This window comes from Boseongicola aestuarii, from assembly GCF_900184815.1.
In the GTDB taxonomy this organism is placed as follows: domain Bacteria; phylum Pseudomonadota; class Alphaproteobacteria; order Rhodobacterales; family Rhodobacteraceae; genus Boseongicola; species Boseongicola aestuarii.
In genome coordinates this window covers 167,889-186,218 of the sequence record NZ_FXXQ01000005.1, presented here as the reverse complement: position 1 = coordinate 186,218, position 18,330 = coordinate 167,889, and the positions used below count along the sequence as shown (strand labels likewise).

22 protein-coding genes, 1 tRNA gene and 1 riboswitch are annotated in these 18,330 nt (G+C 60.0%); of the genes, 18 read left to right on the top strand and 5 right to left on the bottom strand.

The window, feature by feature from the left end:
- Positions 1 to 14: 14 nt before the first annotated feature.
- Positions 15 to 66: riboswitch (SAM-SAH riboswitch) on the top strand.
- 6 nt (positions 67 to 72) lie between these two features.
- From metK to BOA8489_RS09325, 3 genes are all read left to right on the top strand, one after another.
- Positions 73 to 1,254 (top strand): methionine adenosyltransferase, encoded by a 1,182-nt coding sequence (gene metK / locus BOA8489_RS09335; RefSeq protein WP_093973752.1) that lies wholly within the window; start codon positions 73 to 75, stop codon positions 1,252 to 1,254.
- 99 nt (positions 1,255 to 1,353) lie between these two features.
- Complete coding sequence (locus tag BOA8489_RS09330; RefSeq protein ID WP_093973751.1) at positions 1,354 to 1,977, top strand: (d)CMP kinase; 624 nt, start codon at positions 1,354 to 1,356, stop codon at positions 1,975 to 1,977.
- Positions 1,974 to 2,969: an aldo/keto reductase gene (locus tag BOA8489_RS09325; protein WP_093973750.1), complete on the top strand. Its 996-nt coding sequence runs from the start codon at positions 1,974 to 1,976 to the stop codon at positions 2,967 to 2,969. The genes BOA8489_RS09330 and BOA8489_RS09325 overlap by 4 nt, the downstream gene beginning before the upstream one ends.
- A gap of 61 nt (positions 2,970 to 3,030) precedes the next feature.
- Here BOA8489_RS09325 and BOA8489_RS20420 read toward each other — a convergent pair whose 3' ends face one another.
- Together BOA8489_RS20420 and BOA8489_RS09320 are read right to left on the bottom strand one after the other, a co-directional pair.
- Entirely contained in the window at positions 3,031 to 3,177 is a 147-nt protein-coding gene (locus BOA8489_RS20420; RefSeq protein WP_176440255.1) for a hypothetical protein, read from the bottom strand.
- A gap of 3 nt (positions 3,178 to 3,180) precedes the next feature.
- Positions 3,181 to 3,441 (bottom strand): hypothetical protein, encoded by a 261-nt coding sequence (locus tag BOA8489_RS09320; RefSeq protein ID WP_093973749.1) that lies wholly within the window; start codon positions 3,439 to 3,441, stop codon positions 3,181 to 3,183.
- Between the two features lie 100 nt (positions 3,442 to 3,541).
- On the opposite strand from BOA8489_RS09320, the gene BOA8489_RS09315 reads away from it, so the two are divergent.
- Positions 3,542 to 4,459, top strand: a complete 918-nt coding sequence (locus BOA8489_RS09315) for a LysR family transcriptional regulator (RefSeq protein WP_093973748.1) — start codon at positions 3,542 to 3,544, stop codon at positions 4,457 to 4,459.
- A 1-nt stretch (position 4,460) separates the two neighbouring features.
- Here the strand turns inward: BOA8489_RS09315 and BOA8489_RS09310 are convergent, their stop codons facing one another.
- Entirely contained in the window at positions 4,461 to 4,640 is a 180-nt protein-coding gene (locus tag BOA8489_RS09310) for a hypothetical protein (RefSeq protein WP_093973747.1), read from the bottom strand.
- 441 nt (positions 4,641 to 5,081) lie between these two features.
- On the opposite strand from BOA8489_RS09310, the gene rpsA reads away from it, so the two are divergent.
- From rpsA to BOA8489_RS09280, 5 genes are all read left to right on the top strand, one after another.
- Positions 5,082 to 6,761 carry a 30S ribosomal protein S1 gene (gene rpsA / locus BOA8489_RS09305; RefSeq protein WP_093973746.1) on the top strand — a complete coding sequence of 560 codons (1,680 nt, stop codon included), beginning with the start codon at positions 5,082 to 5,084 and terminating at the stop codon, positions 6,759 to 6,761.
- Between the two features lie 332 nt (positions 6,762 to 7,093).
- Entirely contained in the window at positions 7,094 to 7,375 is a 282-nt protein-coding gene (gene ihfB, locus BOA8489_RS09295; protein ID WP_093973744.1) for an integration host factor subunit beta, read from the top strand.
- A gap of 13 nt (positions 7,376 to 7,388) precedes the next feature.
- On the top strand, positions 7,389 to 7,733 hold the full coding sequence (locus tag BOA8489_RS09290) for a LapA family protein (RefSeq protein WP_093973743.1): 345 nt from the start codon (positions 7,389 to 7,391) through the stop codon (positions 7,731 to 7,733).
- Positions 7,734 to 7,759: 26 nt separating this feature from the next.
- Complete coding sequence (locus BOA8489_RS09285; RefSeq protein WP_093973742.1) at positions 7,760 to 8,401, top strand: phosphoribosylanthranilate isomerase; 642 nt, start codon at positions 7,760 to 7,762, stop codon at positions 8,399 to 8,401.
- The gene (locus BOA8489_RS09280; RefSeq protein WP_093973741.1) at positions 8,398 to 8,844 is read left to right on the top strand and encodes a GNAT family N-acetyltransferase; all 447 of its coding nucleotides are present in this window, start codon (positions 8,398 to 8,400) and stop codon (positions 8,842 to 8,844) included. Before BOA8489_RS09285 ends, BOA8489_RS09280 begins: the two co-directional genes overlap by 4 nt.
- 108 nt (positions 8,845 to 8,952) lie before the next feature.
- Here the strand turns inward: BOA8489_RS09280 and BOA8489_RS09275 are convergent, their stop codons facing one another.
- Positions 8,953 to 11,100, bottom strand: a complete 2,148-nt coding sequence (locus BOA8489_RS09275) for a transglycosylase domain-containing protein (RefSeq protein WP_093973740.1) — start codon at positions 11,098 to 11,100, stop codon at positions 8,953 to 8,955.
- A gap of 264 nt (positions 11,101 to 11,364) precedes the next feature.
- On the opposite strand from BOA8489_RS09275, the gene BOA8489_RS09270 reads away from it, so the two are divergent.
- The 4 genes from BOA8489_RS09270 to BOA8489_RS20415 all read left to right on the top strand — a co-directional run bounded on the left by BOA8489_RS09270 (position 11,365) and on the right by BOA8489_RS20415 (position 13,738).
- Positions 11,365 to 11,703 carry a P-II family nitrogen regulator gene (locus tag BOA8489_RS09270; RefSeq protein ID WP_093973739.1) on the top strand — a complete coding sequence of 113 codons (339 nt, stop codon included), beginning with the start codon at positions 11,365 to 11,367 and terminating at the stop codon, positions 11,701 to 11,703.
- 24 nt (positions 11,704 to 11,727) lie between these two features.
- A complete protein-coding gene (locus tag BOA8489_RS09265) occupies positions 11,728 to 13,032 on the top strand; it encodes an ammonium transporter AmtB (protein WP_093973738.1) in 1,305 nt (434 codons plus the stop codon).
- A gap of 196 nt (positions 13,033 to 13,228) precedes the next feature.
- A complete protein-coding gene (locus tag BOA8489_RS09260; RefSeq protein WP_093973737.1) occupies positions 13,229 to 13,435 on the top strand; it encodes a hypothetical protein in 207 nt (68 codons plus the stop codon).
- 129 nt (positions 13,436 to 13,564) lie between these two features.
- Positions 13,565 to 13,738 carry a hypothetical protein gene (locus BOA8489_RS20415; protein ID WP_176440254.1) on the top strand — a complete coding sequence of 58 codons (174 nt, stop codon included), beginning with the start codon at positions 13,565 to 13,567 and terminating at the stop codon, positions 13,736 to 13,738.
- Here the strand turns inward: BOA8489_RS20415 and trpA are convergent.
- A complete protein-coding gene (gene trpA, locus BOA8489_RS09255; RefSeq protein ID WP_093973736.1) occupies positions 13,735 to 14,526 on the bottom strand; it encodes a tryptophan synthase subunit alpha in 792 nt (263 codons plus the stop codon). The genes BOA8489_RS20415 and trpA overlap by 4 nt on opposite strands.
- Positions 14,527 to 14,726: 200 nt before the next feature.
- Between trpA and BOA8489_RS09250 the strand changes: the two genes are divergently transcribed.
- From BOA8489_RS09250 to BOA8489_RS09225, 5 genes are all read left to right on the top strand, one after another.
- Positions 14,727 to 14,921, top strand: coding sequence for a hypothetical protein (locus BOA8489_RS09250; protein WP_093973735.1), 195 nt, complete (start codon positions 14,727 to 14,729; stop codon positions 14,919 to 14,921).
- 70 nt (positions 14,922 to 14,991) lie between these two features.
- Positions 14,992 to 16,089 carry a redox-regulated ATPase YchF gene (gene ychF, locus BOA8489_RS09245; RefSeq protein ID WP_093973734.1) on the top strand — a complete coding sequence of 366 codons (1,098 nt, stop codon included), beginning with the start codon at positions 14,992 to 14,994 and terminating at the stop codon, positions 16,087 to 16,089.
- Positions 16,089 to 17,438 carry an amidase gene (locus BOA8489_RS09240; protein ID WP_093973733.1) on the top strand — a complete coding sequence of 450 codons (1,350 nt, stop codon included), beginning with the start codon at positions 16,089 to 16,091 and terminating at the stop codon, positions 17,436 to 17,438. Before ychF ends, BOA8489_RS09240 begins: the two co-directional genes overlap by 1 nt.
- 73 nt (positions 17,439 to 17,511) lie before the next feature.
- Positions 17,512 to 17,601: transfer RNA gene (locus tag BOA8489_RS09235), tRNA-Ser, on the top strand.
- 315 nt (positions 17,602 to 17,916) lie between these two features.
- Entirely contained in the window at positions 17,917 to 18,324 is a 408-nt protein-coding gene (locus BOA8489_RS09225) for a dehydroquinate synthase/iron-containing alcohol dehydrogenase family protein (RefSeq protein WP_217897937.1), read from the top strand.
- Positions 18,325 to 18,330 lie beyond the last annotated feature (6 nt).

Genomic DNA, 18,330 nt, shown 5'->3' with positions numbered 1-18,330 from the left:
GCTTTAACGCGGGTGCACTGTCACAACGGCTTCCTGACGTGACAGGCTGAATCTCATAACGGAGCACGATCCATGAACCGCCAGAACTATATCTTCACGTCCGAGAGCGTCTCGGAGGGGCATCCCGATAAGGTGTGCGATCGCATTTCGGACGCCGTGCTGGATGCGTTTTTGACCGAGGAGCCGGAAGCGCGGGTGGCGGCGGAGACGTTTGCGACCACGAACCGGGTGGTGATCGGCGGTGAGGTGGGTCTGAGCGATGCCGGGCGGCTGGACGAGTATCTCGGGCGGATCGAGGCGATCACGCGCGAGTGCATTCGCGATATCGGCTATGAGCAGGACGAGTTTCATCACGCCACCTGTCAGGTCACCAATTTGTTGCATCGCCAGTCGGCGCATATCGCGCAGGGTGTGGATGCCTCGGGCAACAAGGACGAGGGTGCGGGCGATCAGGGGATCATGTTTGGCTATGCGGTGAAGGAAACGCCGGAGTTGATGCCAGCACCCATTCACTATGCCCACGCGATCTTGAAGCGTCTGGCGGAAGCGCGCAAATCCGGTGATGAGCCGACGCTGCGCCCGGATGCGAAGAGCCAGTTGTCGCTGCGCTATGAGAATGGCAAGCCGGTTGAGGTGACCTCGATCGTTTTGTCGACGCAGCACGCACACGAGAGCCAGACGAGTGAGGACATTCGCGCGATCGTGGAGCCTTATATCCGGGAAGTGTTGCCGGATGGTTGGTTGACGGAGGCCACCGAGTGGTGGGTCAATCCGACGGGTGTCTTTGTGATTGGCGGTCCTGACGGGGACGCGGGGCTGACCGGGCGCAAGATCATCGTCGATACATACGGGGGCGCGGCGCCGCATGGCGGCGGTGCCTTCTCGGGGAAGGACCCGACGAAGGTGGACCGTTCGGCGGCTTATGCGGCGCGGTATCTGGCCAAGAACGTCGTCGCGGCAGGCATGGCCGAGAAGTGTCTCATTCAGTTGTCTTATGCGATCGGGGTTTCGAAGCCTTTGTCGGTTTATGCAGATACGTTCGGGACCGGTGATGTTGCGCCGGAGCGGATCGAGAAGGCTGTGCGCGCGACAATGGATCTGAGCCCGCGCGGTATTCGCGAGCATCTGGAGCTGAACAAGCCGATTTATCAGCGCACGGCGGCCTATGGGCATTTCGGGCGTGCGCCGGAAGCGGATGGTGGGTTTTCCTGGGAGAAGACCGATCTGGTGGACGCGCTGAAGCGCGCGGTCTAGGCTTTGCGCCGGGCCTTTGGCCCGTCGCGGTGGGTGGGGGACGCTGTCCCCCACGACCCCCTGGGATATTTTTTGAACAAGAGAAGGGCTGGTCGGATTTTGCGCTTTACGGTTGCGATTGATGGGCCTGCTGCTGCCGGGAAAGGCACAATTTCGCGTGGCCTGGCGGAGCGGTTCGGATTTGCGCATCTGGACACCGGATTGTTGTATCGCGCGACCGGGCGGAAGGTTCTGGAAACCGGGTTGGCGCCTGAGGCGGCGGCGCGGGCTGTCGGGCCTGAGGATTTGGCGCGTGATGGTTTGAGAACGCAGGCCGTGGCTGAGCTGGCGTCTCGGGTGGCGACTGTGCCTGAGGTGCGACACGCTTTGGTGGCGTTTCAGCGCGATTTTGCGCGTCGGGACGGTGGGGCGGTTTTGGATGGGCGCGATATCGGAACGGTGATTTGCCCGGACGCAGAGGTGAAGCTTTATGTCACCGCCAGTGCCGAGGTGCGGGCGCGACGGCGGTTCGAGGAGTTGCGCGCGTCGGGTCAGGCGTCAGATTACGAGGATGTGCTGGACGAGGTTCTGAAACGGGATGCGCGCGATATGGGGCGCAAGGATGCGCCGATGCGGGCGGCGGAGGATGCGGTTCAGATCGATACATCCGAGATGGATATTGATGATGCTTTGGCGGCGGCGGTGGCTGTGGTCGAGGCGCGATTGCAGGGACGAGGGACATGAAGACAACGACGCTTGGGGTGAACGGGCCAGAGATCACGCAGTTTGGGTTGGGAGCAATGTCCTTTGCCGGGGCTTATGGCGGGACCACACAGGAGAAGTCGAACGAGGTGTTGGACGCCTGTTATGACGCCGGTGTGACGCATCTGGACACGGCGAATATTTATGGCGAGGGGCGTTCGGAAGAGATTTGCGGTGAGTGGCTGAAGGCTCGTCCGGGGATGCGCGACAATTGGGTGATCGCGACCAAGGCGGGGATTATTCTGGGCGATCCGGGTCGGCGGTTCAACAACGAGGGCGCTTACCTGGAGGCGGAGCTCGATGGGTCTTTGAAGCGGCTTGGGATTGACTACGTTGACCTGTTTTATGTGCATCGTCGCGAGACGGCCATTCCGATCGAGGAGGTTGCGGGTTCGCTTGGGCGGTTGGTTGAAAAGGGCAAAGTCAAGGGGATCGCCTTTTCCGAGATTGCGCCGAATTCCTTGCGCGAGGCGCACGCTGAGTTTCCGGTGACGGCTGTGCAGTCGGAGTATTCCTTGTCGACGCGGGTGTGTGAGATGGGTCTGGTGCAGACCTGTGCGGAGTTAGGCGTGACCTTGGTGGCGTTTTCGCCGGTGGGGCGGTCGTTTCTGACGGATGCGCCGTTCACGCGCGAGGCCTTGGAGGGCATTCCGTTCCTCAATGGCAATCCGCGTTTCATGGAGCCGAATTATTCGAAGAATCTGGAGGCGGTGAAGCCGTTTCTGGCCTTGGCGCGCGAGATGGGGGAGCCGGCGGCGGCTTTGGCTGTGGCGTGGTGCCGGGCGAAGGGTGACCATGTGGTGCCCATTCCGGGGACCAAATCGGTGCCGCATCTGGCGGAGTTGATCCGGGGGGCGGAGTTGGATTTGTCGGAGACGCAGGTTCAGGCGATCGAGGCGGCGCTGCCTCTCGGGTGGGCGCACGGGGATCGGTACAACGAGACGCAGTGGGTCGGGCCGGAGAAGTATGGCTGAGACCTGTCGCCTTTCTATCTGAATGCGCCCGGAGCTGGTCTGGCTCCGGGCGTTTTGCGTTTTAGCGCCGGCTGATCGGCGGATACATGAAGAACGGCAGGTCTTGCTGGGAGCAGACGAAGTCGATGAGGAGATCGTCGGTGGACTTTGTGGGGCGCGGGGCCGGGGTACCGTCGATAAGGCGGATGATGAGTTTTGTGAGGCGCATGGATCAGGCCTCGAGGAAGTAGTCTAGTTGTTCGATGAAGCCGCGCTCGCGCATGAAGGTGTCGCCGTCGGCGGAGCGGGAGGCGGCGCGTAGGCCGTCGAGGTCGGTGACATTCATCACGACGGCAATTTGGTTCTTGTCTTCGGGATGGGCGAAGGCACCGGCGATGGTGGCGTATTGGCCGAACTTGGCGTCGTGTTCAGCGATCCAGTCTTCGCGCTTTTTGCTGGGGTCGATGCGGGCGATTGAGATCATGCGGGTCATGGTGTGTCCTTGCTGTTGATGTGGTGATTTCACATTGCAGCATGAGGTATTGCGAGATAATCCGTGATTTCTGTGTTTTATTGTTCTATGAGATCGCACAATGTTGGATCAGATGCATAGAATGGCCGTTTTCAAGGCCGTGATAGACGCCGGCTCGTTTCGGGGGGCAGCGAAGAAGCTGGGGCTGTCGCCTTCAGTGGTTAGCCATCATGTGAGTCAGTTGGAGGATCATCTTGGCTTTGCGCTGCTCTATCGCACGACCCGACGGATATCGCTGACGGATGCAGGGTCGGAGTTGCTGGAGAGCGCGCGGCGGATGACGGACGCGGCGGAGGCAGGACTGGGGGCGATGTCGCGGCGGCGGGAGCAACCCGAGGGACGTCTGAGGATCACCATGCCGTCAGGGTCGGCGCATCCGCTCTTTCAGGGATTTCACGTCGCGATGGTTGCGCAGTTTCCAAAGCTGCACCTGACGCTGCACTTCGGGGATACCCTCGTCGATCTTGAGGGGTCGCATTATGATCTTGCGATCCGGGGCGGGTTTCGGGGTCTGGCGGATTCGCCGTACAAGGCGCGCAGAGTATATCGCGACGAGGTCTGGTTGGTGGCGAGTGCTGCGTATGTGGCCGAGCGCGGGATGCCACAGAGTTTGGACGACATTGCGGGATGGGACTGGATCGAGAGCCCGGAAGGCGCGGTGCCGAAGGTGGTGTTGGCGGAACCGTCGGAGTCCGTGCCGGACATGCCGGTGCGGGTCACGATGGATTCGGTCATTATGGGCGCGGCGTTCTGTGAAGCCGGATTTGGGGTGTTCGCGTCTGTGCGCTGCGACCTGATTGGTCCGGTGAGCGAAGGGCGCCTGGTGAGGCTGTTGCCGGATCTGGTGCTGAACCCGGTGGAGCTTTATGCGGTTTGGCCTGCAAATGTGGGGCCGGATAGCCCCGTGCATCTGGTGGTCGACCATCTGGTGACGCATTTGCAGGCCTACACGGAACGCGTGGCGGCGTTGGCGCAGTGACCTAGCCGCCGACGTAGGTGCCGCGAGGGCGGAAGAAGACCTTTTGATTGTGCAGACGGCCCAGAAGATCGTGGATCCGGCGTTTGTCGATGTCTTGGTCGCGCTTGGCTTTGTGCAGCGCGGTCTCGATCAGGTCGAGATCTTCGACGTCGAGTTCAAACTTCGTGTTCGGCTTCGGCATGGGATTGCGGTCTCCTGTTTTCGTAGTGGTGCAAATAGGCGGAGAATGACCGCTTTCAAGGAATTATCTCCATGTTTTCAGTGTGTTCTATGGTATACAGTATGGGCCGCATCGCTCGGAATCGGGATTTTGTATGTTTTCAGATAAGTAAAGCGAAGGCAGGTGCCTTGGTCGGTGGCGGGGTTGCAGGCGCATATCGGCCGCGAAGTCGCTGAAAGGCTTGCGTTACAGGGCCAATCGCCCTATGAAGCGCGCGTCAAAGCGGTGGTTACAATCGTGAGCGCAGAGACTTGAGTAGGGTCGGTTACCGCCGGCCCTTCTATTTTGCGTTTACGCGGAGCAACCGCAGACCAAACCGTCTCACCCAAGGTGGGCATGAACCAAGACCGGCGGAGACAACCGCGCGGCCAGACAAAACCGTAGATAGGAAACGAAAAACGCATGTGCGCTAAAGCAACTATGGAGGAATTCGAAGCCCTCCTTTCAGAAAGCTTCGAAATGGACACACCCGACGAAGGGTCTGTCGTCAAAGGCAAAGTCATCGCAATCGAAGCGGGCCAAGCCATCATCGACGTCGGCTACAAAATGGAAGGCCGCGTTGAACTGAAAGAATTCGCCAACCCCGGTGAAGCCCCAGAAATCGCAGTTGGTGACGAGGTCGAGGTGTTCCTTGACCGTGTCGAAAACGCGCGTGGTGAAGCGTCGATCAGCCGCGACAAAGCCCGCCGCGAAGCTGCATGGGACAAGCTGGAAAAGGCATATGCCGACGAAACCAAGGTCGAAGGTGCTATCTTCGGTCGCGTCAAGGGCGGCTTCACGGTCGATCTGGGCGGCGCGGTTGCGTTCCTTCCCGGCAGCCAGGTGGACGTCCGTCCTGTGCGCGACGCTGGCCCGTTGATGGGTCTGAAGCAGCCGTTCCAAATCCTGAAAATGGACCGTCGTCGTGGCAACATCGTTGTCTCGCGTCGTGCGATCCTTGAAGAAAGCCGCGCCGAACAGCGTGCTGAAGTCATTGCGAACATCACCGAGGGCGATGCCGTCGACGGTGTGGTCAAGAACATCACCGAGTACGGTGCGTTCGTAGATCTGGGCGGTGTCGACGGTCTGTTGCACGTCACGGACATGGCATGGCGTCGTGTGAACCACCCATCCGAGATCGTACAGATTGGCGAGACGGTGAAGGTTCAGATCATCAAGATCAACAAAGATACCCACCGCATCAGCCTTGGCATGAAGCAGCTTCAGGACGATCCATGGGATGCGGTCGAAGCGAAATACGCGCTTGGCACAACGCATCAGGGCCGCGTGACGAACATCACCGATTACGGTGCGTTCGTTGAGCTGGAAGCCGGTGTCGAAGGTCTGGTTCACGTTTCCGAAATGTCCTGGACGAAGAAGAACGTCCATCCCGGCAAGATCGTGTCGACGTCTCAGGAAGTCGAAGTCATGGTTCTGGAAATCGACAGTGCAAAGCGCCGTGTATCGCTTGGTCTGAAGCAGACACAGCGTAACCCATGGGAAGTCTTTGCGGAGACGCACCCTGTCGGCACGAATGTCGAAGGCGAGGTCAAGAACATCACCGAATTCGGTCTGTTCATCGGGCTTGAGAACGACATCGACGGCATGGTTCACCTGTCGGACCTGAGCTGGGATCAGCGCGGCGAAGACGCCATTCAGGACTTCCGCAAGGGCGACACGGTTCAGGCCGTTGTCACCGAAGTGGACGTCGAGAAAGAGCGTATCTCGCTGTCTGTGAAGGCACTGGATGACAGCTTCACCGAAGTTGTAGATGGTGTGAAGCGCGGCTCGATCATCACTGTTGTCGTGACATCCATCGAAGACGGTGGTGTCGAGGTCGAATACGAAGGCATGAAGTCGTTCATCCGTCGTTCCGACCTGTCTCGTGATCGTGCCGAACAGCGCCCTGACCGGTTTGCGGTAGGCGACAAGGTTGACGTGCGCGTCACCAACGTCGACGCCAAGACCCGCCGTCTGGGTCTGTCGATCAAGGCCCGCGAGATTGCAGAAGAGAAAGAGGCCGTTGAACAGTATGGTTCCTCGGACTCGGGCGCTTCGCTTGGCGACATCCTTGGCGCGGCCTTGAAGGGCGACGACAAGTAAGAACGTTCCCGGCTTTCGGGATGGAAGGGCCCGCGGTTTTCACCGCGGGCCTTTTGCTTTTCCGGGTGGCTGTCGGGGCGTCGACTGACGCGGAATCCGGCACGAATCGCATCCCCCGCCGCGGAGCAGAAAAAACGCCCGCGCAATTTTCGAACCCGCCGAAATCACGGCTGGTTCGCGTTTTCCCACGTTTTTCAGGGCGATAGAGCAAATTTTCGGCGCAAATGAGATGCCATATTGGTTTTTTCTGCTGCGGTTTGCGCCTATAGTCTCTTTACCTACTGCGTCCGCCAGAGACGCGGAGCAATGCAAAACAACCCAAGGGGGGATACATGATCAGATCAGAACTGGTCCAAAAGATCGCAGACGAAAATCCCCACCTGTATCAACGCGACGTCGAACGGATTGTGTCGACGATCTTTGACGAGATTATCGATGCCATGGCACGCGGCGACAGGGTAGAGCTGCGCGGCTTTGGCGCGTTTTCCGTCAAGAAGCGGGATGCCCGCACTGGCCGCAACCCGCGCACCGGTGAAAGCGTTCAGGTGGAAGAAAAGCACGTGCCGTTCTTCAAGACCGGCAAACTTCTTCGCGACCGTTTGAACGGAAAATAGGACAGAGGCGTCTATGCGCTATCTACGCTATGCAATACTGGCCGCGCTTGCGATCGTCATGGTGACGGTCGCAATCGCGAACCGGGGGCCTATTACCTTGCGGCTGCTGCCCGAGGAACTGACGGGGCTGTTCGGGTTTTCGTGGCAAATCACCTTGCCCGTGTTCGTGGTCCTGTTGATTGCGGTCATGTTCGGCGTGGTGCTTGGGTTCGTCTGGGAGTGGATCCGCGAGCACAAGTATCGCCGAGACGCTGTGGTGGAGCGCCGCTCACGCGTAGAGTTGGAGCGTGCCATTGGGGCGGCCGGGCAGAAGCAGAAACCCGGTGATGACGTATTGGCCTTGCTCGAGGGCAAATGACCGCCTGCCGAGGTTGAGCGCCTGAAATGACACGACGAACACGTACCAAAATCTGTGGCTTGTCCACGCGCGAAACCGTGGTCGCCGCTGCCGAAGCTGGCGCGGCATATGTGGGCTTTGTCTTTTTCGCAAAATCGCCACGCAACGTGACGATCGCGCAAGGGGCTGCCTTGTCGCTGGCCGTGCCGCCCGGTGTTGCGAAGGTGGCTTTGGTCGTGGATGCAGATGACGCGTTCCTGAACGCGCTGACCAGCGGCGTCGGTTTGGACATGTTGCAGCTTCACGGACACGAGGACGTCGCGCGGGTGGCCGAAGTGCGCGCGCATTTTGGGTTGCCGGTGATGAAGGCGGTTGGTGTTTCGCAGGAGGGCGACCTTGATGCGGTGCGGGCCTACGGCGAGGTTGCCGATCAGGTGCTGATCGACGCCAAGCCTGCGGCGGGGGCCGATTTGCCGGGGGGCAACGGGCTTGCGTTCGATTGGCGCCTGCTGGTCGGGCAGAGGTTCGCCTGCCCCTGGATGCTGGCTGGCGGACTGACGCCCGAAAATGTGGCCGAGGCGGTTGCTCTGACAGGGGCGCGGCAGGTCGATGTGTCATCGGGCGTGGAAAGCGCCCCCGGCATCAAGGACATTGCCGCGATCAAGGCTTTCATTGAGGCGGCTGGATGACTTTGGCGTTCCGCGTAGCGGGTCGGCGCGACGTTGCGGCTGCCGTTGAACTACTGCGCGATGACGGCCTGGGGCAGATGCGCGAAACCGCGACGCCCGAAATCTATCTTGCGGCCTTTGCCGATATGATGGCGATGCCGGGCAATCGCCTGATCGTTGGCGAGCGTGAGGCGCGGATCATCGCGACCTATCAGATTACGATCATACCGGGCATATCACTGGCGGGTGCGCGGCGCGCCCAAATCGAAGGTGTTCGCGTTGCGTCGGGCTTCCGTGGGCAGGGAATCGGGGCGCTTCTTGTAGAAGATGCCGAAAAACGCGCGCGCGCTGCGGGGGCGGTCTTATTGCAGCTCACTATGAACAAAAATCGCGACGAAACGCGCCGGTTCTATGAACGGGCTGGGTTCGTGGCCAGTCATTTCGGGTTCAAGAAGGCGCTCTGACGCCTGCAATTCCGGCGGCTTTCTTTTTGGCGAAAATATCCTGGGGAGCGCGAGGGGCAAAGCCCCTCGCATGGATCGCCCGCGATAGCGGGGGAAAGACAGCTAACCTCAGTTGCCGAACAACTCGTTCAGGACGTTCAGGATAACGCGCTCGACCGTGTTGTCACCGCCGCGGTTCCCGTCGCGGCGCGGGCGCTGTTCGGTTGCGACCTGACGGGACGGGGCAGGCGCGGCCATCGGCAGGCTGCGCGCGGGCAAGCCTTCGTGAACGCGCGTCATGGTTTCGTGCCAAATCTCGGCGGGCAGACCACCGCCCGTGACTCCTGACAGCGGCGTGTTGTCGTCGTACCCCATCCAGACGCCCGCGACGTAATCTGCGGTGAAGCCGATGAACCAGGCGTCACGTGCGGCCTGGGTCGTGCCGGTCTTGCCTGCGGCCGGGCGGCCATCGAGGCGGGCGCGGGTGCCGGTACCGCGGTAGATCACTTCGCTCATCATATAGGTTAGCTGGCGTGCCGCCTCTTCAGTGATGACGCGCTCGCCGATGCCGCCTTCCTGTGACAAAAGCGGATCGCTGTCGCCCTTCAGGCTGAGTTCGACAAGGCCGTAGGGGGCCACGGAAGAACCACCGTTCAGGATCCCTGCGTAGGCGCCTGTCATTTCAAGCAGCGTGGATTCGGATGTGCCAAGCGCAAGCGCAGGGCCGACTGCAAGGTCGCTTTCGATGCCGAAGTCCGAGGCGATCTTGACCACCGCTTCGCGACCGACGCGGTCGAAGACCTTTACGGCGGGAATGTTGAGTGATTGGGCGAGCGCTTCGGTCAGGGTAACCAGGCCTTTGTAATCGCGGGAATAGTTCGAGGGACACCATTGGCCCGAGCCGGGGACGTCCATGCAGAGGGGTTCATCGGTGACGGTGTCGTTCGGAGAATATCCAAGGTCGAGGGCCGCGCCGTAGACAAAGGGTTTGAAGGCCGATCCGGTTTGGCGCTTGGCCTGTATCGCACGGTTGAACTGGCCAGCGATACCGCGGAATTTGCGCCCGCCGACCATGGCGCGCACGGCGCCGTCGGCGCTCATCACGACGATGGCGGCTTGGGCTTCACTTCCCTCGCGGACCTTGTTGTCGAAGACCCATTGCAGCGCCTCTTCGGCGGATGTCTGGATTTGCTGGTCGAATGTCGTCCGGATCACCACGTCCTCGGTGGTGTCGTCGGTCAGGAAGGCCGGCCCCTGGTCCATGACCCAGTCGGCAAAGTAGCCTCCGGCGCGGGCTTCGGCGGCCTCGGACAGGGTGGCGGGGTTGGCGCGTGCGAAGCGGGCTTCGTCTGCGGTGAGTTTGCCCTGATCTTCCATCAGGCCGATGATCAGGTTCGCGCGATCGCGCGAGCGTTGAAGGTTGGCTGTTGGTGCATAGCGCGTGGGGGCGACGAGGAGGCCTGCAAGCATCGCGGCTTCGGAGGGCAGAAGCTCGTTCGCGGAGCGGCCGAAATAGCGTTGTGCGGCGGCTTCGAACCCGCGTGAGCCAGCGCCGAGATAGGCGCGGTTGAGATAGATCGTCAGAATATCGTCTTTGGAATAGCGCAGTTCCATTGCCATCGAATAGACGGCTTCTTTCATCTTGCGCACCAGCGTCGTGCGGCGGCAGTCGGTTTCGAATTCGGCCTCGGACATGCCACTGGTAGGGTCAAAAGGCGTGCCGAGGCAGAGGAGTTTCGCCGTTTGTTGGGTGATGGTCGAGCCGCCGTGGCCGGACAGGGGGCCGCGTCCTTCCGAAAGGTTGATGCGGATCGCGCTGGCGATGCCGCGCGGCGAGAGACCGAAGTGGCTGTAAAAGCGGCGGTCCTCGGTGGCGATGATGGCGTTCTTGAGAAAGGGCGAGACGGTTTCGGCGGTGATCTGGCCGCCGAATTGTTCGCCGCGCCAGGCAAAGACCTGGCCTGTGCGGTCCAGCATAGTGACCGAGCCGCGTGCGCGGCCATCAAGAAGCGTGTTCACCGGTGGCAGCGTAGCAGCATAGAAGACGACGGCACCGCCGACCAGCATAGTGGCGATGGCCGTGACGCGCCACCCGATACCCCAGACAAGCCGGAGCAGAAACCGAAATAGCCACACGAACGGATTGCGCGACCGCGTGCGTTGCACGGGTTTCTTGCGTCTGGTTCTGGTCGTGCGGGGTTTTGCTGCTGCTGTTGCTTTTTTCGACTGTCTTTTGTCTGCAACCAGCGGCGGCCGCCCTTTGCCCGTGCCACTCATACCGATGGGTCCAATACTGCTCTGGTATCTAACATAGGCACTGAATCACAAAATGTAGAGAGCGATTTCCGCTCGGTCCGTTGCGTCAGGGCGTTATCTGAATGACTAAAATTTAATCGAAACGCCTAATTTGTGCAAAAATTGTGCAAGTCGGTTGTTTTTTGCCCTGCAAACAACCCCTCGGTTCCTTGCCGCCGCGGTGCGGCAACGCTCTTTGTTGCCCGTGATGCGAGCGCAGGGGCTCGCTTAGTCGGAAGGGGAACGATGAAACTTATCATTGCAGCAATTAAGCCGTTCAAGCTGGAGGAGGTGCGCGAGGCGCTCACGTCCATCGGTGTGCGCGGCATGATGGTGACCGAGATCAAGGGCTTCGGCTCGCAGTCGGGACACACAGAAATCTATCGCGGCGCCGAATATGCCGTGAACTTCGTGCCGAAGGTCAAACTTGAGATCGTGGTCGCAGCCAGCATGGCGGATCAGGTCGTCGAGACCATCGCGACAACGGCAAAGACCGACAAGATCGGTGATGGCAAAATCTTCGTTCTCGATGTGCAAAGCGCTCTGCGTGTCCGCACGGGCGAGACGAACGACGACGCAATTTGATCCGCGCAGAAGGGGATACGCGAAATGAACTATAAAACACTCATCACTGCGACGGCTGGTGCGGCTTTGCTGCCGACCTTCGCTTTGGCGCAAGACGCAGCGCCTGACATTCAACCTTACATCCTGACCACGCTTTTGTTCCTTGTTGGTGGTTTTTTGGTGTTCTGGATGGCAGCTGGTTTTGCCATGCTGGAAGCGGGCCTTGTGCGTTCCAAAAACGTGACAATGCAGCTTACAAAGAACATCGCCTTGTTCTCGATTGCTTCTGTTATGTACTGGCTGGTCGGGTTCAACCTGATGTATCCGGGCGAGTTCAACGGCTACTTTGCCTTCAACTTCGTGCCGACATCTCTGGAGCCGGTTGGTCTGGCGGCGGCTGATGCCTCGCTTGATTATGCATCCGTCGGTTCGGACTTCTTCTTCCAGTTGATGTTCGTCGCCGCAACGGCGTCGATCGTGTCCGGTGTTCTGGCCGAGCGCATCAAGCTGTGGCCGTTCCTGGTCTTCGTTGTCGTCCTGACGGGCTTTATGTATCCGATCACGGGTTCGTGGCAGTGGGGCGGCGGTTGGCTGTCGGAGATGGGTTTCTCTGACTTCGCCGGTTCGACGATCGTTCACTCGGTTGGTGGCTGGGCTGCTTTGGCTGGTGCCTTGGTGCTTGGCGCGCGTATCGGCAAGTACAAGGACGGCAGAGTGCATCCGATGCCCGGCTCGAACCTTGCGCTGGCGACTTTGGGTACGTTCATCCTGTGGCTTGGTTGGTTCGGTTTCAACGGTGGTTCGCAGCTTGCTGCCGGCACCGTGGGCGACATCACGGACGTCTCGCGCATCTTTGCCAACACCAACATGGCGGCAGCTGCTGGTGCGATCGCAGCTCTGCTGATGACGCAGGTCATGTACAAGAAAGTCGACCTGACGATGGTTCTGAACGGCGCGCTTGCCGGTCTGGTGTCGATCACTGCCGAGCCTCTTGCGCCAACCTTGTTCGGTGCGCTGTGGATCGGTGCGGTCGGTGGTATCATCGTGGTCTTCACGGTTCCGATGCTGGACAAGCTGAAGATTGACGACGTGGTCGGTGCGATCCCGGTTCACCTGTTCGCAGGCATCTGGGGCACCATTGCGGTTGTCTTCTACAACAGCGACGCGAGCCTTGTGGTTCAACTGACGGGTATCGTCGCTTACGGTGTGTTCACATTCGTTGTCAGCTACATCCTCTGGATGGTGCTGAAGGGACTGATGGGCATCCGCGTTAGCGAAGAAGCCGAAATCCAGGGTCTCGATACATCCGAGCTTGGTATGGAAGCCTATCCAGACTTCTCGAAAGGCTGATCTCCCTTCCATTCAGTCAATTGAGTAAACTTGACCCGGGCGCGCGCGCCCGGGTTTTTTAATGCTTGGACGGCAGTCGGAATACGGCGGATCCGAGGTGAAATTGAGGCGTAAATGCCCTCATTGCGCCCAAATATGGCCACATAGATAATCTATAAACCTAGCTGTAAATCTTTTGTGTTGTGAGTGTTGTGTTATGAGTGAGATTTGGCTTCACCTTCCCTATGTCTTGTATTCCGTGCCGTTTATCGTGGCTGCGGGTGTGCTTATCAAAGCGCGTCGGGATGCGCGTCGTGAAGAGCATGTCGCCGACTACGAGCGGTTCATCTGGCCTGACCAGCCGGAAGAGACCGAAGTGGCGGATCGTCCAGTTCATCGTCGCTATATCTCTTACAGCAGTTAATCGGTAGGGCCCGCGCTGACGGCGAGGCCGTGGCTTTTGGCCTGACCTGTCGTTGTGTCCGCTGTCCGATTTCGCCAGCGGTGCGAGCCCTGAATTTCCATCCGGGGGCGAGTTACGAGGAATGTTGTTATGGAAGTACTGACTTTGGCCGGAATTATCTTGTCGGCATCGATATTGGAGTCTTTTTTGGGTGTGATCTTCGGGCGCCGGAAACCGGAAGATCCAGAGGACGCACCTTTGGACACGCTGATGGAGCAGCGGTATTCGCGGCTTGGCTCGGAATACGACGAGATCGAGGCTTAGGCGCTGTGCGCGCCATCCGCGAGTGACTTTACAAAGGACAGCACATCGGCCGGACTTTGACCTTTTGCAATCTTTTCGACAATCGCCGAGCCGACCACCGCGCCGTCTGCGACGCGCGCGATGTCGGCGGCCCCCTCGGGGGTCTTGATGCCGAAGCCCACGATGATGGGCAAATCGGTTTGCGATTTAATCCGAGCGACTTCGGGGCCGACATCGGTAGCGACCGCGTTGGCCGCGCCGGTGATCCCTGTGATCGAGACGTAGTAGACGAAGCCCGAAGTGTTCTGGAGCACCTTCGGCAGGCGTTTGTCGTCTGTTGTGGGAGTGGCGAGGCGGATGAAGTTCAGGCCCGCTTTCTGGGCCGGGATGCAGAGTTCGGCGTCTTCTTCGGGTGGAAGGTCCACCACGATCAGCCCGTCGATGCCGGCCGCCTTGGCATCTTGGAGGAATCTGTCCACGCCGCGAGAGTAGATCGGGTTGTAGTAGCCCATGAGCACGATCGGGGTGGTATCGTCGCTTTCACGGAAGGCGCGGGCGAGATCAAGTGTGCGTTGCAGCGTCATGCCGCCTTCGAGGGCGCGCTGGCCGGCAAGTTGGATCGTGGCGCCGTCGGCCATCGGGTCGGTAAAGGGCACGCCCAGTTCGATCACGTCGACACCGGCGGCAGGCAGGCCGCGCACGATCTCGAGCGAGGTGTCGTAGTCGGGGTCGCCAGCCATCACATAAGTGACGAAGGCCTTTTGGCCTCTGGAGGCGAGGTCGGCGAATTTGGCGTCGATCCGGGTCATGGCGGTGTACTCTTGTTGGTCAGGGTTTTAAGTCGCTCAACTGGCGGTGGGATGCAAGTGTTGCGCCGCCATTTTGGGTGTCGCGGGGAGGGAGATGCAGTCCCCCGCCTCCCTTTGGTCGGCGTCTTGGATATTTTCGCCAAAAAGAAGGGGTGGCGGCGGAGTGGACAGGAGCCGGGTGGTTTCTTATGTGAAGGAGTATGAATTATATTCTTGCGATCCTTTTGCCGCCTTTATCGATTGTTTTTGCCGGCCGGCCATTTCTGGCGATTGTCGTGTTTCTGATCTGGGTGCCGGCGCTGCTTTTCTCGGGCGGGTTGACGCATCCGATGTTCATTCTGCTGGCATGGTTCATCATTTTTCAGGCCGCGACGGCGCGGGCGAGGCGTGATTAGGGCTGCGGCGCTTGCCTCTTTCGGGGGTGGGGGGTAGAGCCATCTCGCGACATGCCAGGGAGAGCGTCAGATGGGCTTCAAGATGGGAATTGTGGGACTGCCTAATGTGGGCAAGTCGACGTTGTTCAATGCGTTGACGCGCACGGCGGCAGCCCAGGCGGCGAATTTTCCGTTTTGCACGATCGAGCCCAATGTGGGCGAGGTGGCGGTGCCTGATGCGCGGCTGGACCGGTTGGCGGAGATCGCCAAGTCGAAGTCAATCATTCCCACACGGATGACGTTTGTGGATATCGCGGGATTGGTGAAGGGGGCCTCGAAAGGTGAGGGGCTTGGAAACCAGTTTCTGGCGAACATTCGCGAGGTAGACGCGATTGCGCATGTTCTGCGGTGTTTCGAGGATGGCGACGTCACTCATGTTGAGGGGCGCGTCGATCCGGTGGCTGATGCGGAGACAATCGAGACCGAGTTGATGCTGGCGGATCTGGAAAGCATCGAGCGACGCTTGCAGAACATCGTGCGCAAGGTGCGTGGTGGCGACAAGGAAGCCGTGCAGCAGGAACGGTTGTTGAATGAAGCGCGCGCTGTCCTGGAGGCCGGTCAGCCGGCGCGGACGGTTGACGTCGCTGACGAGGATGCGAAGGCTTGGGGGATGTTGCAGCTTTTGACCTCGAAGCCGGTGTTGTTCGTGAGCAATGTGGCGGAGGATGAGGCCTCGCAAGGCAATGCGCAGTCGGCGCGCGTGGCCGAGATGGCGGCGGCGCAAGGCGCGGCGTCGGTGGTGATTTCGGCGAAGATTGAGGAAGAGATATCGCAGCTTGAGCCGGACGAGGCCGAGATGTTTCTTGAGGAGCTTGGGTTGGCTGAGGCCGGATTGGATCGGCTGATCCGGGCGGGCTATGAGTTGTTGAATTTGCAGACCTACTTCACCGCCGGGCCCAAGGAGGCGCGGGCATGGACTATTCCGGCCGGCACACGGGCACCTCAGGCGGCTGGCGTGATCCATGGAGACTTCGAGAAGGGGTTCATTCGCGCCGAGACCATTGGTTATGAAGATTACATCACTTTGGGGGGCGAGCAGCCTTGCAAGGACGCGGGCAAGATGCGCGCCGAGGGTAAGACTTATGTGGTGAAGGACGGGGATGTCCTGCACTTCCTGTTCAATAATTAATGGCAGTTTTTCAGACAGTTGGGGCGTCTGGCGCGCCTTTGGAGAGTGCGCTGTCGTTGCGTGACCAATTGGCGTCAGGTGATTTGAAGGCGCTGGCGTTGGTCGATCGCTGCATTTCCCGTATCGAAGCGCGTGAGGCGGATGTGCGGGCATGGGTGTGGGTCGATTTCGAGTTGGCGCGGGACGAAGCACGGCGATTGGATGCGCATCGTGCCGCTGGAGGCGTTTTGGGGCCTTTGCATGGGGTGCCAGTGGGTTTGAAGGATGTGATCGATACGGCAGGGATCGCGACCGAGAATGGCTGTGCTTTGGACAAGGGGCGGGTGCCGGAGCGGGATGCGTTTGTCGCGGAAAGGCTGCGCGCAGCAGGTGCGATCATGATGGGCAAGACCGTCACGACCGAGCTGGCCTATTTCACGCCCGGAAAGACGCGCAATCCGCACGATCTGGGGCATACGCCCGGCGGGTCCTCGTCGGGTTCGGCAGCAGCTGTGGCGGATGGCATGGTGCCTTTGGCCGTCGGCACGCAGACGGGCGGGTCGGTTGTGCGGCCTGCGTCGTTTTGCGGGGTCACGGGCTTCAAGCCGACATTCGGGGCGATCCCGCGGCGCGGGGTTCTGAACCAGTCCGAAACGCTTGATACTTTGGGCGTGTTTGCAGCAGATCCTTTGAGCGCGGCGATGGCGGCGGAGGTGCTCTTTGGGCATGACCCGGCCGATGCGGCGACGCGGTCGATTGAGGCGCCTGCGTTGCTTGCGCCTGCGAGGGCGGATCTGGGGCGCTCGCCTCGGTTCGCGTTTTTGCGGCCTCAGGCCTGGAGTCGGGTGGAGCCGGAGTATCGAACGGCGCTTGAGGCGTTTGCCGCGGGTTTGGGTGAGGCGGTTATGGTCCGCGATTTGCCGGACGTTTTCCAGACTGCGGAGGCAAATCGCCGGTTGATCAATTTCGCCGAGATGGCGGTGAATTTTCAGCATTATGTAGAGCGCGATGTGAGTGCGCTGGGCGCCGAGACTCAGGCGGCAATTGCCGAAGGGCGAGCCATTGCGGCAGCGGACTATGAGGCGGCGAAGGGCTGTCGGGCGGCGTTGAATGCGGCTCTTGCGGGCATTTTCGAAGCGGTCGACGCGATCCTGTGTCCGTCGTCGCTGGGGCAGGCACCGGTGGGTTTGGCGTCGACCGGAGATTCGGTGATGAACGGACTTTGGACGATGGCGGGCACGCCTGCGATCAACCTGCCATTGCTGCGCGCTACAAGCGGCTTGCCGCTTGGGGTGCAACTGGTTGGGCGCGTGGGCGAGGACGCCGGAATGCTGCAGATTGCCAACTGGCTTTACGCACGGATGGCCTGAGGGCCACGCAAAAATGCGAAGTGGTTCAATTCTTGCTTGTTTCCGGCGTGGCGAACCTGTTAGAGCCGTCAGCGGAGACGTGGCCGAGTGGTCGAAGGCGCTCCCCTGCTAAGGGAGTAACGGGGAAACTCGTTCGAGGGTTCGAATCCCTTCGTCTCCGCCACTGACCCCAGTTTCTGTGGCAATTTCATTTTCTTCCCTATTATGTCGCGATTTTTCCGAGGCTTGCCGTGGACGTTCGGCGTCGGAGACGTATGTCATCGACGCAGTCTTCCCATTCTGTGCTGCTCGTCTCTGTCGGGTGCATCACGCGCTTCGGTTCACACTTGGCTGGCGCGGTGTCGAGGCCAGGCTGATCGCCGGCGATCACAAACCGACCCCAGATCAAACCTTGCTGCGCGCTCTGGCATATGCGGCTTGTGAATGCGTATTTGCAGTGCGCCTATGCAGACGGGGCGATTAGGAAGCGCGGGTTCAAATGATGTCTGCGGTCGCCATGGGCGCGACTGCTTTTCAAAAAGGGTTGGGAGGGGTCCATGCTTTGTCGCATCCCTTCGGCGCGATTTATCATACGTATCATGGCACCATGAATGCGGTCTGCATGCCGGCGGTTTTGCAGTTTAGCAGGCCGGCCATTGACGGCGCGATCGGGCAGGCGGCGGCCTATCTTGGAGTGTCCGAGGAATTCGATGGGTCTTGCGCTTTTGTGGACGATTTGATCGCTTCACTGCAAATTCCGCCGTCGCTTCTCGGATTGGGTATTGAAGTCCCTGACATTGAGCGGATCGTTTCAGGCGCGCTAGAAGATCCGAGCACAGGCGGTAATCCCGTTGAGATCACGGCTGAAAACACGCGAGAGATTTTGTTAAAAATCTTTTGCGTTTAGGCGCTT

What these genes read in the sequence shown, in the direction of transcription:
- BOA8489_RS09290 (WP_093973743.1), top strand. Translation starts at nt 7,389, where the DNA reads ATGCGCTATCTACGCTATGCAATACTGGCCGCGCTTGCGATCGTCATG.
- ihfB (WP_093973744.1), top strand. Translation starts at nt 7,094, where the DNA reads ATGATCAGATCAGAACTGGTCCAAAAGATCGCAGACGAAAATCCCCAC.
- BOA8489_RS09225 (WP_217897937.1), top strand. Translation starts at nt 17,917, where the DNA reads ATGATGTCTGCGGTCGCCATGGGCGCGACTGCTTTTCAAAAAGGGTTG.
- metK (WP_093973752.1), top strand. Translation starts at nt 73, where the DNA reads ATGAACCGCCAGAACTATATCTTCACGTCCGAGAGCGTCTCGGAGGGG.
- ychF (WP_093973734.1), top strand. Translation starts at nt 14,992, where the DNA reads ATGGGCTTCAAGATGGGAATTGTGGGACTGCCTAATGTGGGCAAGTCG.
- BOA8489_RS09310 (WP_093973747.1), bottom strand. Translation starts at nt 4,640, where the DNA reads ATGCCGAAGCCGAACACGAAGTTTGAACTCGACGTCGAAGATCTCGAC.
- BOA8489_RS09285 (WP_093973742.1), top strand. Translation starts at nt 7,760, where the DNA reads ATGACACGACGAACACGTACCAAAATCTGTGGCTTGTCCACGCGCGAA.
- BOA8489_RS09260 (WP_093973737.1), top strand. Translation starts at nt 13,229, where the DNA reads ATGAGTGAGATTTGGCTTCACCTTCCCTATGTCTTGTATTCCGTGCCG.
- BOA8489_RS09325 (WP_093973750.1), top strand. Translation starts at nt 1,974, where the DNA reads ATGAAGACAACGACGCTTGGGGTGAACGGGCCAGAGATCACGCAGTTT.
- BOA8489_RS09240 (WP_093973733.1), top strand. Translation starts at nt 16,089, where the DNA reads ATGGCAGTTTTTCAGACAGTTGGGGCGTCTGGCGCGCCTTTGGAGAGT.
- BOA8489_RS09265 (WP_093973738.1), top strand. Translation starts at nt 11,728, where the DNA reads ATGAACTATAAAACACTCATCACTGCGACGGCTGGTGCGGCTTTGCTG.
- BOA8489_RS20415 (WP_176440254.1), top strand. Translation starts at nt 13,565, where the DNA reads ATGGAAGTACTGACTTTGGCCGGAATTATCTTGTCGGCATCGATATTG.
- BOA8489_RS09320 (WP_093973749.1), bottom strand. Translation starts at nt 3,441, where the DNA reads ATGACCCGCATGATCTCAATCGCCCGCATCGACCCCAGCAAAAAGCGC.
- rpsA (WP_093973746.1), top strand. Translation starts at nt 5,082, where the DNA reads ATGTGCGCTAAAGCAACTATGGAGGAATTCGAAGCCCTCCTTTCAGAA.
- BOA8489_RS20420 (WP_176440255.1), bottom strand. Translation starts at nt 3,177, where the DNA reads ATGCGCCTCACAAAACTCATCATCCGCCTTATCGACGGTACCCCGGCC.
- BOA8489_RS09270 (WP_093973739.1), top strand. Translation starts at nt 11,365, where the DNA reads ATGAAACTTATCATTGCAGCAATTAAGCCGTTCAAGCTGGAGGAGGTG.
- BOA8489_RS09275 (WP_093973740.1), bottom strand. Translation starts at nt 11,100, where the DNA reads ATGAGTGGCACGGGCAAAGGGCGGCCGCCGCTGGTTGCAGACAAAAGA.
- trpA (WP_093973736.1), bottom strand. Translation starts at nt 14,526, where the DNA reads ATGACCCGGATCGACGCCAAATTCGCCGACCTCGCCTCCAGAGGCCAA.
- BOA8489_RS09280 (WP_093973741.1), top strand. Translation starts at nt 8,398, where the DNA reads ATGACTTTGGCGTTCCGCGTAGCGGGTCGGCGCGACGTTGCGGCTGCC.
- BOA8489_RS09315 (WP_093973748.1), top strand. Translation starts at nt 3,542, where the DNA reads ATGTTGGATCAGATGCATAGAATGGCCGTTTTCAAGGCCGTGATAGAC.
- BOA8489_RS09250 (WP_093973735.1), top strand. Translation starts at nt 14,727, where the DNA reads ATGAATTATATTCTTGCGATCCTTTTGCCGCCTTTATCGATTGTTTTT.